This is a genomic window from Nocardioides sp. Z24_21 (genome assembly GCF_058134345.1).
In genome coordinates, this window is sequence record NZ_JBYTTH010000001.1 from 1102598 (window position 1) to 1118340 (window position 15743).

At 70.9% G+C, this 15743-nt stretch carries 16 protein-coding genes; 7 read left to right on the plus strand and 9 right to left on the minus strand.

All coding sequences use genetic code 11. The features are described 5' to 3' along the window. Positions 1-5: 5 nt before the first annotated feature. Together AC3X7Z_RS05375 and AC3X7Z_RS05380 are read right to left on the minus strand one after the other, a co-directional pair. Positions 6-2204, minus strand: coding sequence for a carboxypeptidase-like regulatory domain-containing protein (locus AC3X7Z_RS05375; RefSeq protein WP_489975256.1), 2199 nt, complete (start codon positions 2202-2204; stop codon positions 6-8). 109 nt (positions 2205-2313) lie between these two features. Further along, positions 2314-2613, minus strand: a complete 300-nt coding sequence (locus AC3X7Z_RS05380; protein WP_186339265.1) for a MoaD/ThiS family protein — start codon at positions 2611-2613, stop codon at positions 2314-2316. Positions 2614-2691: 78 nt separating this feature from the next. Between AC3X7Z_RS05380 and AC3X7Z_RS05385 the strand changes: the two genes are divergently transcribed. Further along, on the plus strand, positions 2692-3408 hold the full coding sequence (locus tag AC3X7Z_RS05385; RefSeq protein WP_186339266.1) for a response regulator transcription factor: 717 nt from the start codon (positions 2692-2694) through the stop codon (positions 3406-3408). Between the two features lie 21 nt (positions 3409-3429). Continuing rightward, a complete protein-coding gene (gene mshD, locus AC3X7Z_RS05390; RefSeq protein WP_489975257.1) occupies positions 3430-4245 on the plus strand; it encodes a mycothiol synthase in 816 nt (271 codons plus the stop codon). A 26-nt stretch (positions 4246-4271) separates the two neighbouring features. Here the strand turns inward: mshD and ygfZ are convergent, their stop codons facing one another. The 3 genes from ygfZ to AC3X7Z_RS05405 all read right to left on the minus strand — a co-directional run bounded on the left by ygfZ (position 4272) and on the right by AC3X7Z_RS05405 (position 6221). Next, positions 4272-5219 (minus strand): CAF17-like 4Fe-4S cluster assembly/insertion protein YgfZ, encoded by a 948-nt coding sequence (ygfZ, locus tag AC3X7Z_RS05395; RefSeq protein WP_489975258.1) that lies wholly within the window; start codon positions 5217-5219, stop codon positions 4272-4274. Positions 5220-5300: 81 nt separating this feature from the next. Beyond that, positions 5301-5720 carry a Fur family transcriptional regulator gene (locus AC3X7Z_RS05400; RefSeq protein ID WP_489975259.1) on the minus strand — a complete coding sequence of 140 codons (420 nt, stop codon included), beginning with the start codon at positions 5718-5720 and terminating at the stop codon, positions 5301-5303. A gap of 6 nt (positions 5721-5726) precedes the next feature. After that, the gene (locus AC3X7Z_RS05405; protein ID WP_489975260.1) at positions 5727-6221 is read right to left on the minus strand and encodes a heme-binding beta-barrel domain-containing protein; all 495 of its coding nucleotides are present in this window, start codon (positions 6219-6221) and stop codon (positions 5727-5729) included. Between the two features lie 22 nt (positions 6222-6243). Between AC3X7Z_RS05405 and AC3X7Z_RS05410 the strand changes: the two genes are divergently transcribed. The 5 genes from AC3X7Z_RS05410 to AC3X7Z_RS05430 all read left to right on the plus strand — a co-directional run bounded on the left by AC3X7Z_RS05410 (position 6244) and on the right by AC3X7Z_RS05430 (position 11439). Continuing rightward, complete coding sequence (locus AC3X7Z_RS05410; RefSeq protein WP_489975261.1) at positions 6244-6606, plus strand: DsrE family protein; 363 nt, start codon at positions 6244-6246, stop codon at positions 6604-6606. A gap of 45 nt (positions 6607-6651) precedes the next feature. Further along, the gene (locus AC3X7Z_RS05415) at positions 6652-8829 is read left to right on the plus strand and encodes an RNA degradosome polyphosphate kinase (RefSeq protein ID WP_186339272.1); all 2178 of its coding nucleotides are present in this window, start codon (positions 6652-6654) and stop codon (positions 8827-8829) included. A gap of 106 nt (positions 8830-8935) precedes the next feature. Next, entirely contained in the window at positions 8936-9553 is a 618-nt protein-coding gene (locus AC3X7Z_RS05420) for a DUF47 domain-containing protein (RefSeq protein ID WP_186339273.1), read from the plus strand. Between the two features lie 5 nt (positions 9554-9558). Then, positions 9559-10554, plus strand: coding sequence for an inorganic phosphate transporter (locus AC3X7Z_RS05425; RefSeq protein ID WP_186339274.1), 996 nt, complete (start codon positions 9559-9561; stop codon positions 10552-10554). Between the two features lie 258 nt (positions 10555-10812). Then, positions 10813-11439: a hypothetical protein gene (locus tag AC3X7Z_RS05430; RefSeq protein ID WP_489975262.1), complete on the plus strand. Its 627-nt coding sequence runs from the start codon at positions 10813-10815 to the stop codon at positions 11437-11439. 67 nt (positions 11440-11506) lie between these two features. On the opposite strand, the gene pstB is transcribed toward AC3X7Z_RS05430, so the two are convergent. The 4 genes from pstB to AC3X7Z_RS05450 all read right to left on the minus strand — a co-directional run bounded on the left by pstB (position 11507) and on the right by AC3X7Z_RS05450 (position 15652). Further along, complete coding sequence (gene pstB, locus AC3X7Z_RS05435) at positions 11507-12286, minus strand: phosphate ABC transporter ATP-binding protein PstB (RefSeq protein WP_186339276.1); 780 nt, start codon at positions 12284-12286, stop codon at positions 11507-11509. 37 nt (positions 12287-12323) lie between these two features. Continuing rightward, the gene (gene pstA / locus AC3X7Z_RS05440; RefSeq protein WP_489975263.1) at positions 12324-13496 is read right to left on the minus strand and encodes a phosphate ABC transporter permease PstA; all 1173 of its coding nucleotides are present in this window, start codon (positions 13494-13496) and stop codon (positions 12324-12326) included. Further along, a complete protein-coding gene (gene pstC / locus AC3X7Z_RS05445) occupies positions 13493-14443 on the minus strand; it encodes a phosphate ABC transporter permease subunit PstC (RefSeq protein WP_489975264.1) in 951 nt (316 codons plus the stop codon). Before pstC ends, pstA begins: the two co-directional genes overlap by 4 nt. A gap of 78 nt (positions 14444-14521) precedes the next feature. Next, positions 14522-15652 (minus strand): phosphate ABC transporter substrate-binding protein PstS, encoded by a 1131-nt coding sequence (locus AC3X7Z_RS05450; RefSeq protein WP_186339278.1) that lies wholly within the window; start codon positions 15650-15652, stop codon positions 14522-14524. Positions 15653-15743 lie beyond the last annotated feature (91 nt).

The following is a 15743-nucleotide window of genomic DNA, read 5'->3' on the forward strand; positions in this document are numbered from 1 at the left end:
TCGGATCAGCGCTTGATCTTGTACTTCTTCTGGATGTCGCCGGAGCCGACCTTGCCCTTGCCCTTCACGGTGAAGACGAGCTTGTGCTTGCCCTTGCCGAGCGGCTTCTTGAAGGTGACGACACCCTTGCCCTTCTTGATCTTGGCCTTGCCGAGCTTCTTGAGCTTGTCGTCGCCGTTCTTCTTGACGCCGACGATCTTGAAGACGGTGACCGTGGCCTTGACCTTCTTGGCCTTGAGGGGCTTGACCTTGAGGGTGATCGCCGCGGACTTCTTGGTGACCTTCGCCTTGACCTTCGGCTTGTAGCCGACCTTGGCGGTCGCCTTGGTGATCGCCTGACCCTGGGTGAACCCGGCGTCGTTGGTCACGCGGCCGGTGATCTTGTCGCCCAGGTGCTTCTTGGTGATCTTGAGCGACGGACCGGTCGCGACCACGGTGCCCTTGACCAGCCACTCGTAGGTGAACTGGGTGCCGGCCATCGCCGTCCACACGCCCTTGTCCATGCGGATGGTCTTGCCGACCCACGCGTCGCCCGTGACGCTCGGGCGCTCGACGGCCTTGACGTCCTTGGCGAGCGCGGCCGAGATGCCGGTGAGCACCTCGCCCGGCTTGACCGTGATGGTCTTCGCCTCTCCGGCGACAGCGTCGTTCCACCACTCGGGGACGTGACGCGCGCCGCCGAACTGGACGGTGTAGTCGCCCGGCCAGAGGTTGCGGGTCTCGTAGGCGCCGTTGGCCTGGAACTCGGCGTAGGAGCTGGCGTAGTTGTCGTCGGCGTCGACGAACGCGACCCAGGGCTCCTCCGGCGCGCCACCGGCCTCGCTGGTGACGGCGCCCGCGACGCCGCCGGCGACCGGCTGCACGAAGTCGATGACCTGCGGCGCGGCCGTCACCGCTGCGGCGGTGTCGTAGCCGAACTTCTGACCGGTCCAGATGGTGCGGCGAGCGAAGTCGTTCCGCTCGCGGGCCGCCTCGCCCTCGACGACGATCTTGAACTCGGTCTCGCCGCCGACGCGGTCGAGCGTGGTGAACGCGTAGCCGCCGGCGCGGTTGGAGATCGTCCGCGCGACGATCTTGCGGTCACGCGGGTCGGCCGGGGTGTCGTACGCGAGGACGTTGTAGCCCACGCCGAGCCCGCCGACCTGGTCGCGGACGGTGCCGCTGATGTCCACCCCGGTGGGAGCGGGCTTGGACTTCGCCGCGAGGGCGGCGTCGATGCCCGCGACCGCCTGGCCGGGGGCGACGTTCACGACCGCCGGGGAGCCGACCGGGTCGCCGTACTCGTCGACGGCGACGTTGTTGTAGTACTCGCCGGCGAACTCGTCGATCGGGTCGGAGAACTCCACCACGTGGGCACCGGTCTGGACGCCCTCGATGGTGTAGACGCCGTTGGCGTCGGTGGAGTCGCAGTAGTCCTCGGTGCAGGCGAGCGCCCGGTGGAGCGGAGCTCCGGCCTCACTGGTGACACGGCCCGAGATCGAGCCGCCGGGGGCCAGGGTGATGGTCCCGAGCACGGCGCCCGGGGCGACGGCGTCGGCCGAGGCGAGGTCGGACTTGTCGGAGTAGTACTCGGTGGCCAGCGCCTTGCCGGTCACCGAGTCGTAGCCCGAGAAGCGCAGCTTGACGGCCTCGTCCGCCCCGATGCGGAAGGCACCGGACGAGTCGGTCAGGTCGCCGGCGAGGAACATGCCGTCATCGGCCGCGTAGGCCTCGACCCGCGCGTTGCGCACGGCGCGGCCGTCGGTCGTCGCGACCGTGCCGGTGACCGTCGCGGCGGAGTCGATGGTCCACGCCGGGAGCACCTGGGCGGCGCCCGCGACCGTGACGAAGTCGGCGCTCGCCAGGTCGGCCTTGTCCCGGTAGTACTCGCTCCGGTACTCGTCGGTGCCGGAGGAGGGGTAGAACTGGAGCTTGTAGAGGCCGTCCTCGAGGTTGAGGTCGAAGGCACCACCCTGGGTGCTGACCCCAGGAAGGAAGTCGTACTCGGACGACTCGACCGTGCCGTCTCCGTCCTGGTCGGAGTAGTGGTAGATCGAGATGAAGCCGTCGACGTAGTTGCCTGCGGCGTCGATCGTGCTGCCGCTGATCGTGACGGCCGCGTGGGCAGGCGTCGCCAGCCCGATCGCGAGGCCCGCGCACGCCATCGCGGCGGCGGTGCCACCGGCGAGAAGGCGCGCGAAAGCTCCCCCTTGTGTGCTTCTCATTGAGTTGTGTCCCCCTTGGACATCAGTCGGCACATCCGTGCCCGAAGCGCAGGCCATCCCCCGTGGACGCCTGTCGAGGGAAGTTCTATCGCAAAATCGCCGCGCGCACTCAGCCTCCGGCAAAAGGAGGCAGCATCTCGACCACCGTGCCCGGGCGTACGACGACCGTGTCGGGGTCCTGCGAACGGACCGGCTGGTCGCCCACCAGCACCGAGCAGACCCCCACCGTGCGCGCCATCTGCTCGCCCGGGTGCAGCTCCAGCACGCGGGCCACCACCTCGGCCAGGGTCAGCTCGCCGGTGGTCGCCAGCACGTCCTCCGCCGTGCCCGCCGCCGCGCGGGCGCCCGCCCAGTAGCGCACGGTCACGGTCGTCTCACCACGTCGCTGCAGATCCGTCGAGGGGCCCATGCGGGCTATCCTTCCTCATCCCCGGCTGTGGCTCCGGCTGCCGCCGGACCGATCCGCCGGCGCCCGAGGAGGTCCGCGATGAGCGCACTGCTGCTGCTCACGAGCGCGCTGCAGCCCTCCGCCGAGGTGCTCCCGGGGCTCGCGCTCCTGGCCCACTCGGTGCGCATCGTGCCGGCGCAGGGCAGCGCCCTCCTCGACGCCCCGGAGGCCGACCTCGTGCTCGTCGACGGCCGCCAGGACCTCGCCGCCGCGCGCGACCTGTGCCGGCTGATCCGCACCACCGGCTCCGACGCGCCCGTGCTGCTCGTCGTCACCGAGGGCGGGCTCGCCGTCGTCGCCCACGACTGGGGCATGGACGACGTCGTGCTGCACACCTGCGGTCCCGCCGAGCTCGACGCGCGCATCCGGCTCGCGATCGGCCGCGCCAGCGCCGCCACGCCCGACGACCCGGCCGCCCACGTGATCCGGCGCGGCGAGGTCGTCGTCGACGACGCCACCTACACCGCGCGCATCGGCGGGCGCTCCCTCGACCTGACCTACAAGGAGTTCGAGCTCCTCAAGTACCTCGCCCAGCACCCCGGCCGAGTCTTCAGCCGCGAGCAGCTGCTGCAGGAGGTCTGGGGCTACGACTACTTCGGCGGCACCCGCACCGTCGACGTCCACGTGCGCCGGCTGCGTGCCAAGCTCGGCACCGAGCACGAGCACCACATCGGCACCGTCCGCAACGTCGGCTACCGCTTCGTCGTCCCGAGCCGCGACGCGGTCGCGACGGAGACCTCGGCCAGCTCGTCCTGAGCCCCCACTAGGGTCGTCGGCATGGACGCCACCGCCTCGCTGGTCGACGACATCGCCCGGGCGGCCGCGGCCGCCGACGGCGCCGACCCGCTCGACGAGGCGACACGGATCGCCCTCGCCGACGGCGAGGTCTCGCTGATCGCCGAGGACGACGCCTTCGCGCTCCTGCACGCCGGCGACCTCTCGCTGGTGGTCCGGCCGGCGGCCCGCCGCCGCGGGCTCGGCGCCGCGCTGCTCACCCGCGCCGAGTCGTCGTACGACGGCCCGCTGACGGCGTGGTCGCACGGCAACCACCCCGCCGCCGCCCGGCTCGCCGCGCGCCACGGGTGGGAGCGGGTGCGTGACCTGTGGGTGATGCGCCGGCCGACGGCCGACCCGCTCCCGCCGCTGTCCCTGCCCGACGGGGTGCAGATCCGGTCCTACCGCGACGGTGACGCCGACGACGTCGTCGCGGTCAACGCCGCCGCCTTCGCCGAGCACCCCGAGCAGGGGGCGATGGACGCCGCCAACCTCGCCCGCCGGATGGCCGAGCCGTGGTTCGACCCGGCCGGGCTCCTCGTCGCCGAGGACGCGTCGGGAGTCCTCGGCTTCCACTGGACCAAGCAGCACGACGCGCGCCTCGGCGAGGTCTACGTCGTCGGGGTCGCGCCCGCCGCGCAGGGGCGTGGGCTCGGCCGGGCGCTCACCCTGGCCGGGCTGCACCACCTCGCCGGCGCCGGGGTCGACGAGGTGCTGCTCTACGTCGAGTCCGACAACGCCCCCGCCGTCGCCCTCTACTCCCGCCTCGGGTTCGGGCACGCCCAGGCCGACACCCACGTGCAGTACCGCCGCGGCTGACCGGCCTCCGCCGGGATGCCCGACCCTCAGCGGAGAGGGCGGACGTGCAGGCCGACCTCGGGGTCGACGACGACCTCCTGGGCGGCCGGCATCTCGTCGACCGTCAGGGTCGCGTCGACCGGGACGTTGCGCTTGACCAGGGCGAGCGCGATCGGGCCGAGCTCGTGGTGGCGGGCGCTCGAGCCGACGAAGCCGATGTCGCGGCCGTCGTACGACACCGCGGACCCGGCGGGGGGCAGCCGGTTCTCCGAGCCGTCGAGGTGGAGCAGCACCAGCCGGCGGGGCGGGCGGCCGAGGGTGTGCACCCGCGCGACGGTCTCCTGGCCGCGGTAGCAGCCCTTGTCGAGGTGCACCGCCGAGCCGATCCAGCCGACCTCGTTGGGGATGGTGCGGTGGTCGGTGTCGAGCCCGAGCCTCGGCTCGCCGCGCTCGATGCGCAGCGCCTCGAAGGCCCAGAGCCCACAGGCGGGCCCGGCCGCCTCAGCGTACGCCTCGAGCCGGTCGCGGGGCACGAGGTCGTAGCGGCCACCCGGTCGTGACGGGCCGTCCGCCGGACGCCACATCACGGCGAGGTCGTCGACGAGCGAGACCTCGACGCGGGTCATGAACTTCATCCGCTCGAGCCACTCGACCAGGGCCGGGCCCGCGCCCGGCTCGGTGTGGGCGACGAACGCCTCCCCGTCGTCGACGCCGGTGAAGGCGTGCTCGACGTGGCCCTGCGGGCTCAGCACCAGTGCCTGAGTCCAGACCCCCGGTGCCAGGCCCTCGAAGAACTGGGTGGTCAGGCTGTGCAGCCACGACAGGCGGTCGGGACCGGCGATGCGTACGACGTCGCGGTGCGACAGGTCCACGAAGCCGTCGCCGCGCGCCAGGCTGCGCTGCTCGGTGTTGAAGGAGCCGTAGTGGGCCGCCACGGGGGCGTCGATCCCGTCGCCTGCGACGGCTCCGGGCAGGGAGAGGAGCGGGGACTGCATGCCTCGAGCCTACGCGGCGACCGCCCGCGTCCCCAGCGGCGTCGAGGCGCCCGACTCGGGGGCCTTGAGTCTCCGAGAGACTCAGGGGGCAGCGGCGGAGCAGTCGGCGCAGGTGCCGAAGATCGCGAGGTGCCCGACGTCGACGGAGAAGCCGTCCGCCCCGAGCGCCGCGACGAGCGGGCGCACGATGTCGGGGTCGTAGGAGCGCACCGAGTGGCAGCCGCGGCACACCACGTGGACGTGCTCGTGCTCGCCGGTGGAGTGGTAGGTCGGGGAGCGGTCGCTGAGGTGCGTGTGGCGCACCAGGCCGAGCTCCTCCAGCACCTCGAGCGTGCGGTAGACGGTCGAGGCGTTGACCGAGCTGACCTGCCCCCGTACGTGGGCCAGCACCTCGTCGGGCGTGGCATGGCGCAGCTCCTCGACCGCGTGCAGGATCAGCTCGCGCTGCGGGGTGAGGCGCAGCCCCTGCTCGCGCAGCCGGGTGGCGAGGTCGTCGCTCATGGGGGCTCAGGCCCTCTTCAGCCGCGCCCAGAGGTGCGGCTGGAGCTCCTGGCCGACGGCCGCCATGTCGTAGGCGTAGAGCAGGTCGCCCTCGACGTTGCCGTACATCCGCGAGCCGGCCGTGACCTCCTTGGCGGTCTCGGTGTAGGACACGCCGGCGGTGTGCATCTCGAGCTTGCCGCCCTCGGCCGCGCCGTACCAGATCTCGGTGAAGCCGATGTTGTGCGCGAGCAGCAGCTCGATCCTGCCCGGCTCGGGGCACCGCAGGAAGCCGGTCTCCATCGCCGCGTCGCGGACGAACTCGCCCCGCTCGTCGACGATCCACGAGCGCGACATGTAGTGGAAGAACGGGCGGCCGTCGTGGGTGAAGATCAGCTCCTGGCCGAACTGGAACGGCTCGATCGTCGGGTAGTCGCCGTGGCCGTTGCCGTGCCACGTGCCGAGCAGCCACGCGACGGGGCCGCAGTTGGGATGCAGGTTGTCCGGCAGCTCGAAGGGCATGGGTTCACTCTAGTGTGGGCGCATGCCCCGCCCACTGGTCGTCAAGGTCACCTGCGGTGCCGAGGACCCCGAACGCCTCAACCAGGGCTTCACGGTCTCCGCGGCCGCCGCGGCGTCCGGCGCCGAGGTCTCCCTCTGGCTGACCGGCGACGCGGCCTGGTTCGGCGTGCCGGGCCGCGCCGAGGAGTTCGAGCTCGACCTCGCCACGCCCCTCGACCAGCTGATGGCCGCCGTCCTCACCAACGGCACGATCACCGTCTGCTCGCAGTGCGCCGCCCGCCGGGGGATCGTCGCCGGCGACCTCCGCGAGGGTGTCACGATCGCGGGAGCCGCCGTCTTCGCCGAGCAGGTCCTCGGCGACGGCGTCCAGGCGCTCGTCTACTGACGCGAGCCTCACCCGGCGTTCACCTTCCGGTGCCACACTGGCGACATGTCCGACCCGGCCACCCTGACCAGCGCTGTGTCCCCCTCGGCGGAGGAGGGACCGGTCACCCAACCGTTCGGGCACCCCACCGACACCTTCGACGTCGAGCCGCCCTACCGCCCCGACGCCGAGGCGATCCAGGCCGTGGAGAAGTTCGACGACCGGTTCATCGACCGCGAGATCTCCTGGGTGCGCTTCAACCAGCGCGTCCTCGAGCTCGCCGAGGACCCCGCCCTGCCGCTGCTCGAGCGCGCCCGCTTCCTCGCGATCTTCGCCAGCAACCTCGACGAGTTCTTCATGGTCCGCGTCGCCGGCCTCAAGCGCCGCATCGCCGCGGGCGTCGCCGTACGGGCCGCCAGCGGGCTGATGCCGCGCGAGCAGCTCGAGCGGCTGTGGGTCGAGAGCCGGCAGCTGATGGAGCGCCACGCCCGCGCGCTCGGCGACCTCCTCCCCGAGCTCGGCGCTCAGGGCATCGAGATCCTGCGCTGGTCCGAGCTCGACCGCGACGAGCAGAAGGTGTGCAAGAAGCTCTTCAAGGACCGGATCTTCCCCGTCCTGACCCCCCTCGCGGTCGACCCGGCCCACCCGTTCCCCTACATCTCCGGGCTGTCGCTCAACCTCGCGGTCGTCGTACGCCACCCCGAGACCGGCACCGAGCACTTCGCGCGCGTCAAGGTGCCGCCGACCTTCGGGCGCTTCGTCGGGCTCGGCAACCAGCGCTTCGTGCCGATCGAGGACGTCATCGGCGAGCACCTCAAGAAGCTGTTCCCCGGCATGGACGTGCTCGGCTCGCACACCTTCCGGGTCACCCGCAACGAGGACCTCGAGGTCGAGGAGGACGACGCGGAGAACCTCCTCAAGGCGTTGGAGAAGGAGCTGCAGCGGCGCCGCTTCGGCCCGCCCGTGCGCCTCGAGGTCGAGGAGTCGATGGACCCCAAGGTCCTCGACCTGCTCGTCTCCGAGCTCGGGGTCGGCCGCGGCGAGGTGGTCTCGCTGCCCGGCCCGCTCGACCTCACCGGACTGCACTCCATCGCCGACCTGCCGCGCGACGACCTCAAGTACGCCGCGTTCCTGCCCACCACCCACCCGAGCCTGGCCGAGGTCGAGTCGTCCTCCCCCGTCGACGTGTTCGACGCGGTGTCGCGCCGCGACGTGCTGCTGCACCACCCCTACGACTCCTTCGCCACCTCGGTGCAGCGCTTCCTCGAGCAGGCGGCCGCCGACCCGCACGTGCTGGCGATCAAGCAGACGCTCTACCGCACGTCCGGTGACAGCCCGATCATCGAGGCGCTCATCGACGCCGCCGAGGCCGGCAAGCAGGTCCTGGTGGTCGTCGAGATCAAGGCCCGCTTCGACGAGCAGGCCAACATCCGCTGGGCGCGCAAGCTCGAGCAGGCCGGCTGCCACGTCGTCTACGGCCTCGTCGGCCTCAAGACGCACTGCAAGCTGTCGATGGTCGTCCGCGACGAGCCCGTGGGCATCCGGCGCTATGTCCACCTCGGCACGGGCAACTACAACCCCAAGACCGCCCGGCTCTACGAGGACCTCGGCCTGCTGACCGCCGACCCCGAGATCGGCGAGGACGTCGCGCTGCTGTTCAACAACCTGTCGGGCATCAGCCGCAACCGCACCTACGACCACCTGCTCGTCGCGCCCCACAGCGTGCGCGACGGCCTGATCGCGCAGATCCACCAGGAGATCGCCCACCACCAGGCCGGCCGCCCAGCCGGCATCCGGTTCAAGGCCAACTCGGTGGTCGACGAGGCGGTGATCGACGCGCTCTACCTCGCCTCGCAGGCGGGCGTACGCGTCGAGATGCTCATCCGCGGCATCTGTGCCCTGCGACCCGGCGTGCCCGGCCTGTCCGAGACCGTGCGGGTGCGCTCGATCCTGGGCCGGTTCCTCGAGCACAGCCGCATCTTCTGGTTCGACAACGGCGGCGAGCCGGCGGCCTGGATCGGCTCGGCCGACATGATGCACCGCAACCTCGATCGCCGCGTCGAGGTGCTCGTACGCCTCAGCGACCCGCACGTCGTCCAAGCCATCCGGAGCCTGCTCGACCTCGCCCTCGACCCCGACACGACCGCATGGGAGCTCGGGTCCGACGGCGAGTGGGTGCTGCACCGTGGCCGGCGCCACCTCCAGGACGAGCTCATCGCGCGCCAGCGCGCCCGGCGGCGCTGAGCGCCGCGTCACACCAGCCCCCCGACGGCGGCCCGAGGTTGCGTTCTCGACCCGATCACCCCCTAGCATGAACCACGGTTCATCCGCCCCCCGTTCGGAGTTCACCGTGCGTCTGAAGTTCCGCCCTGTCGACAGTTCGTTCTACGACCTCTTCAGCGAAGCCGCCAACCACCTCGTCCTCGGATCCCAGCTCCTCAGCGAGATGCTGTCGGTCGGCAACTCGAAGGCAGAGATCGCCCAGCGCATGCGCGAGGCCGAGCACGCAGCCGACGAGACGACCCACTCGATCATCCGGCGGGTCAACAGCACGTTCGTCACCCCGTTCGACCGCGAGGACATCTACTCCCTCGCCTCGGCGCTCGACGACGTGATGGACATGATGGACGAGGCCGTCGACCTGGTCCTGCTCTACGAGGTCACCTCCCTGCCGCCGGAGACCACCCAGCAGGTCGAGGTGCTGCAGCGCTGCGCCGAGCTCACGGCCGCCGCGATGCCGCAGCTGGAGTCGATGGGCTCGCTCGACGAGTACTGGATCGAGATCAACCGTCTCGAGAACACCGGTGACAAGTCCTACCGCCGGATCCTGGCCAACCTGTTCAGCGGCGAGTACGAGGCCCTCGAGGTGCTCAAGCTGAAGGACATCGTGGAGTCCCTCGAGGGGGCGATCGACGCGTTCGAGAAGGTCGCCAACATCGTGGAGCAGATCGCCGTCAAGGAGTCCTGACCCTGATGGAGATCGGGATCATCATCGCGGTCGTCGTCGTCGCCCTGGTTTTCGACTACACCAACGGCTTCCACGACGCGGCCAACGCGATCGCGACGTCCGTGTCGACGGGCGCCCTCAAGCCGCGGGTGGCCCTCGCCATGGCGGCGGTCATGAACTTCGTCGGAGCCTTCCTGGGCCAGAAGGTCGCCCACACGGTGTCCGACACGATCGATCCGGGGCCGGGAAGCCACGGCCTGGTGATCGTGATGTGCGGCCTGCTCGGCGCGATCACCTGGAACCTGATCACCTGGTACTACGGCCTGCCGTCGTCGTCCTCGCACGCGCTCATCGGCGGCCTCGTGGGCGCCGCCGTCGCGGCCGGCGCGAGCGCCAACTGGACCATCGTGCTGGAGAAGGTCGTCATCCCGATGTTCCTCTCCCCGCTCGTCGCGTTCAGCCTCGGCTTCGCGCTGATGATCGGCATCATGTGGGCCTTCCGCAACGCCAACCCCGGGCGCGCCAACCGCGGCTTCAAGGTCGCCCAGACCGTCTCGGCCGCCGCCATGGCGCTCGGCCACGGACTGCAGGACGCCCAGAAGACGATGGGCGTCATCTTCCTGGCGCTGCTCACCGGCGGCTACGTCGCCGAGTCCGACGGCCTCCCGCTGTGGGTGATCTTCGCCGCGGCCGGCGCGATCTCGCTCGGCACCTGGTCCGGCGGCTGGCGCATCATGCGCACCCTCGGGCGCCGCATCATCCACCTCGACCCGCCGCGCGGCTTCGCCGCCGAGTCGGTCGCCGCGTCGGTGCTCTACACGACGTCCTACGTCTTCGAGGCCCCGATCTCGACCACTCACACGATCACCTCCGCGGTCATGGGCGTCGGCGCCACCAAGCGCCTCTCCGCCGTCCGCTGGGGCGTGGCGAAGTCGATCCTCACCGCCTGGGTGCTGACCTTCCCGGCCGCCGCCCTCGCCGCCGCGATCTGCTACTGGGTGGCTCACCTCTTCCTCCCCTGACGCGGCCTCCTCTGGCTGCTCCCTGTGGGGGCGGTGGGTGGTGGTGGTAGTGAGGGACGGTCCGTCGGAAAACCGGTCCCCGGCCACCCATTGCGTCCCTCACTACCCGGACATGGAGCCGTTGGGCCGGCGGGGCCGTACGCCGCGCGCAGCCGAGCGACGAACGCGTCCCGATCGGCAAGGTCCCCGGCCTACGACCGTCGCAGGGCAACTGGCCCTAGGGTGTCGTCGGCACGCCCGTCCGACCGAGGAGACACCATGCGCCCGCCCACAGCCGTCACCGCCCTCATCGCCATCGCTGTCGCCGCAGGGATGGCCACGCCCGCCCGCGCCGCACTCCCGGCGCAGGACCCCACGGCGCTCTACCCCCTGACCTCGGGGGCCATCGGTGCCTACACCTACGACGCACAGGTAGGACCGGGGATCGGATTCCTCGACGAGCCCGCACTCTGCACCCGGATCGTGTTCACTCACACCACTATCGCGGAGCCGTCGGTGTCCGAGGACTGTCGGCGCCTCTACGGCGACTCCGTGCTGCGCAAGGGCTACGTGCTCGTGGATTCCGGGGCCCTCTTCGCTGCGGGAGATGACCCCAACTTCATCAACTACGACTTCTACGCCACCGCGCCCAAGGTCCAGCGGGTCGTCTTCAAGAGCAAGGGCCGTGGCACGGTGAAGCTCTCGCGCCGCAACAGCGTCGTCCACTCGATCAACGGGGAGCGTGTGCGCTTCTTCCCCGACGCCTTCTCGGTCCCCGAGCCCTACAAGGGCACGGACGTCAAGGGCCAGGTCAAGAAGTGCAGGACGGTGGTCGTCAAGGGGAAGAAGAAGAAGCGTTGCTCGTGGAAGACGGTCGCTGGACAGTCGTTCTTCCTGCTGCCCTGATCGACCGTCGGGGCGGCGTGTTCGCGAACCCGACATGCTGACTCCCCCCGGGCCCCGGGGCACGGCCTCAGCCGAAGCGGCCGGAGATGTAGGCCTCGGTCGCCTCGTTGTCCGGGTTGGCGAACATCGTGGGGGTGGCGTTGAACTCCACGAGGTGACCGGGCTTCCCGGCCGCCTTGAGGTTGAAGAAGCCGGTCTCGTCGGAGACGCGGGCCGCCTGCTGCATGTTGTGGGTGACGATCACGATCGTGTAGTCCGCCTTGAGCTGGTGGATCAGGTCCTCGATGGCGGCGGTCGAGATCGGATCGAGGGCCGAGCACGGCTCGTCCATCAGCAGCACCTGCGGCTCGACGGCGATCGCGCGGGCGATGCACAGGCGCTGCTGCTGGCCGCCGGAGAGGCCCATGCCGGGCTTGTCGAGGCGGTCCTTGACCTCGTTCCAGAGGTTGGCGCCCTTGAGCGAGCGCTCGACGATGTCGTCGGCCTCGGCCTTCCTCATCTTCTTGGAGTTGAGCCGGTTGCCGGCCAGCACGTTCTCGTAGATCGACATCGTCGGGAACGGGTTGGGCCGCTGGAAGACCATCCCGATCTGGCGGCGTACGGCGACCGGGTCGACCGCGGTGTCGTAGAGCGACTGCCCGTCGACGGTCACCTTGCCCTCCACCCGCGCGCCGGGGATGACCTCGTGCATCCGGTTGAGCGAGCGCAGCACGGTGGACTTGCCGCAGCCGGACGGGCCGATGAAGGCGGTCACCGAGCGCGCCTTGATGTGCATGGTGACGCCCTCGACGGCGAGGAAGTCGCCGTAGTAGATGTCGAGGTCGGACACGTCGATGCTCTTGGCCATGGTGGGGAGCTCCTTGAGGGCTGCGAGGGCCGACCGCTCAGCGGCCGGTCTTGGGGGCGAACGCCCTGCCGACGACCCTCGCGAGGAGGTTGAGCGACATGACGATGAGGATGAGGAACAGGGCGGCGCCCCAGACGCGGTCGGTCCAGATCTCGCCGTACTTGAAGTGCGTCGTCTGGCCGAGCGACTGGAAGATGTAGACCGGCAGGGTCTGCACCGCCCCGTCGAAGGGGTTCCAGTTGGCGACCCGCGAGGTGCCCAGGATCAGCAGCAGCGGCGCGGTCTCGCCGGCGACGCGGGCGATGGCCAGCGTCACGCCGGTGACGATGCCGGCGACGGCCGTCGGCAGCACGACCTTGACGATCGTCCGCCACCGCGGCACGCCGAGGGCGTACGACGCCTCGCGCAGGTCGTCGGGCACGAGCTTGAGCATCTCCTCGACCGAGCGGATGACCGTCGGCAGCATGAGCAGCGCGAGCGCGACCGACCCGCCGATGCCCAGGCGGGGCAGCGGGTCGCCGGTGACGACGATGAACAGCGCGACCGCGAAGAGGCCAGCCACGATCGAGGGGATGCCGGTCATCACGTCGACGAGGAACGTGATCACCTTGGCCAGCCGGTTGCCCTTGCCGTACTCCACCAGGTAGATCGCGGTGAGCAGGCCGATCGGGACGGCGATGACCGCCGCGATGCCGGTCACCAGGATGGTGCCCATGATCGCGTGGTAGATGCCCCCGCCGACGCCGAGCAGCGCCCGGCCGCTCATGTCGTCGTGGAGGAACTGCGGCGTCAGCACGGGCGCACCGCGCGCCACCACGGTCCACATCAGGCTGACGAGCGGCGCCATGGCCACCACGAACGCCGTCCACATGAACGTGCGCAGGAGCGTGTCGGTGGCCTTGCGCGGTCCCTCGACGGCGCGCGTCCAGCCGTAGAGCCAGCCGGTGTGGGCCACCCACGCCACCAGCAGTCCGCCGATCGGGCCGAGGCCCAGCAGCACCGCCAGCGCGCCCAGCGCGAGCGAGCACACGCCGACGAGGAACGGGGCGACCCGGGGCAGCGTGCCGCCGGTGAGCGGGCCGAGCCGGTCGACCGGGCGCGCCCCGTCGGGACCCTTGTCGAGGCCCTTGTCGAGGCCCTTGTCGAGGCCCTTGCCGGGACCCTTGTCGAGGTCGTCGAGGCCGTCGTCGAGATCGGTCGTCAGGCTCATCCCTTCACCTGCCCGCGCGTCGCGACCCAGCGGCCGAGGAAGTTGACGGCGAACGTCAGGACGAAGAGGGCCAGGCCGGCGAAGATCAGCACGTTGATCTTGAGTCCGGCGGCGTTCGCGTAGTTGTTGGCGATGCTCGCCGCGATGGTGTTGGGGTTGGTCGAGGAGATGACGTCGAAGCTGATGATGGCGCCAGTGGCCGAGAGCACCATCGCCACGGCCATCGTCTCGCCGAGGGCGCGGCCCAGGCCGAGGAGCAGCGCGGCGACGATCCCCGACCGGGCGTAGGGCAGCACCGCCAGTCGGATCATCTCCCAGCGGGTCGCGCCGAGGGCGAGGGCGGCCTCCTCGTGCATCGTCGGCGTCTGCGCGAAGATCTCACGCAGGATGGCGGTGACGATCGGCAGCGCCATCAGTGCCAGCACGATGGAGGCGGTGAGCAGGGTCCGCCCCGAGCTCGACACCGGTCCGCCGAAGAGCGGGATCCAGCCGAGCCAGTCGTTGAGCCAGTCGTAGATCGGCACCAGGCGCGGCGCCAGCACCGCGATGCCCCACAGGCCGAAGACCACCGACGGGACGGCCGCCAGCAGGTCGACGAGGTAGCCGACCGGCTTGGCCAGTCGCCGGGGCGCGTAGTGCGAGATCACCAGCGCGAGCCCGATGGCCAGCGGCGTCACGATCACCATGGCCAGCGCGGCCGAGAAGACGGTGCCGAACAGCAGCGGCCCGACGTACGACCAGATGCTCGGCTTGCCGTAGGCCTGCTCGCCGGACGCCTCGAGCGCCGGCAGGCCCTGGATCACCAGGAAGACGGCGACGCCGGCGAGCATGCCGACGACGAGCAGGGCCGCTCCGAGCGCGGTGCGGCTGAAGACCGCGTCCCCCACGCGGGTGGTCCGGGCGCGTTGTCCCGAGTCGGGGACGGGCTCCTGGATCGCGGTGGTCACTGTGCTCCTCCGGGGTGACGACGTGTCGGACGGGGTCGGGCCCGGTGGCCCGACCCCCGCCTCGGTGCTGTGGGCGGCTCAGCCGGCCGAGATGGTGTCGACGATGGCCTGCGCCTCGGAGATCACCGTGGCGGTGAGGGGCGCCGAGCCGGCCTCGCTCTGGCCCATCTCCTGGCCCTCGTCGCTGAGGATGTAGGTGAGGTAGGCCCTGACGTTGGACGCGGTCGCCTCGTCGTCGTAGGACTCGCACGCGACCATGTAGGACGTCAGGACGATCGGGTAGACCCCGGCCTCCTCGGTCGTGTAGTCGAGCTCGTAGGCCATGTTGACCGCGGAGTCCTCGTCGAGCCGGGGCGACACCTCGAAGATCTTGGCGGCCGCCTCGGCGCTCGGTGCGACGAACTCGTCGCCGACGCCGATGTGGGCCTGACCCAGGCCGCCGGCCTGGCTGGCGTCGGCGTAGCCGATGGTGTGGGGGGCGTCGGTGACGACCTGCACGACGCCCGAGGTGCCCTTGCCGCTCTCGCCGCCGGCCTCGTTGGGCCACTGCTCGACCTCGCCGTGCGGCCAGGCGTCGCCGGCCACGGTGGACAGGTAGTGGGTGAAGTTGCCGGTGGTGCCCGACTCGTCGGAGCGGTGGACGGGGGTGATGTCCTCGCTCGGCAGGTCGGCGTCCGGGTTGTCCGCGACGATGGCCTCGTCGTCCCAGCGGGTGATGTCGCCGGCGAAGATGCGGGCCAGCGTCTCCGGCGAGAGGTTGAGCTCGTCGACGCCCTCGAGGTGGTAGACCACCGCGATCGGCGAGACGTAGTTGGGGATGGTGATGGGCTCCGAGCCGCACCTCTCGGTCGCGGCGCTGAGCTCGCCCTCCTCGTCGTCGAGGTAGGAGTCGGTGCCGGCGGTCGGGAAGCCGCCGGAGATGAAGTTCTCCCGGCCGCCGCCGGAGCCGACGGGGTCGTACGACACGGTCACGCCGGGCGCGACCTCGCTGAAGCCGACCATCCAGGCGTTCTGCGCGGACTCCTGCGAGGAGGCGCCGCCGATGGCGAGCTCGCCGGAGAGGTCGGCGAAGTCTCCGTCCCCCGGCCCGCCGGTGGCGGCGGCCGCCTCGTCGGCGGAGTTGCCGCCTCCGCAGGCGGTCAGGGACAGGGAGAGGGTGAGTACGGCGACGCTCGGGGCGAGCAGCGTGCGGAGGGAGGTGCGGTTCACGTCGGTCGCTCCTGCTGGAGGTCTGAGGGGTGCTGACGACCAGAAGGTAGGCAGCGCAGGAGAACGACCACCGCGCCGACGGTGAACGCGC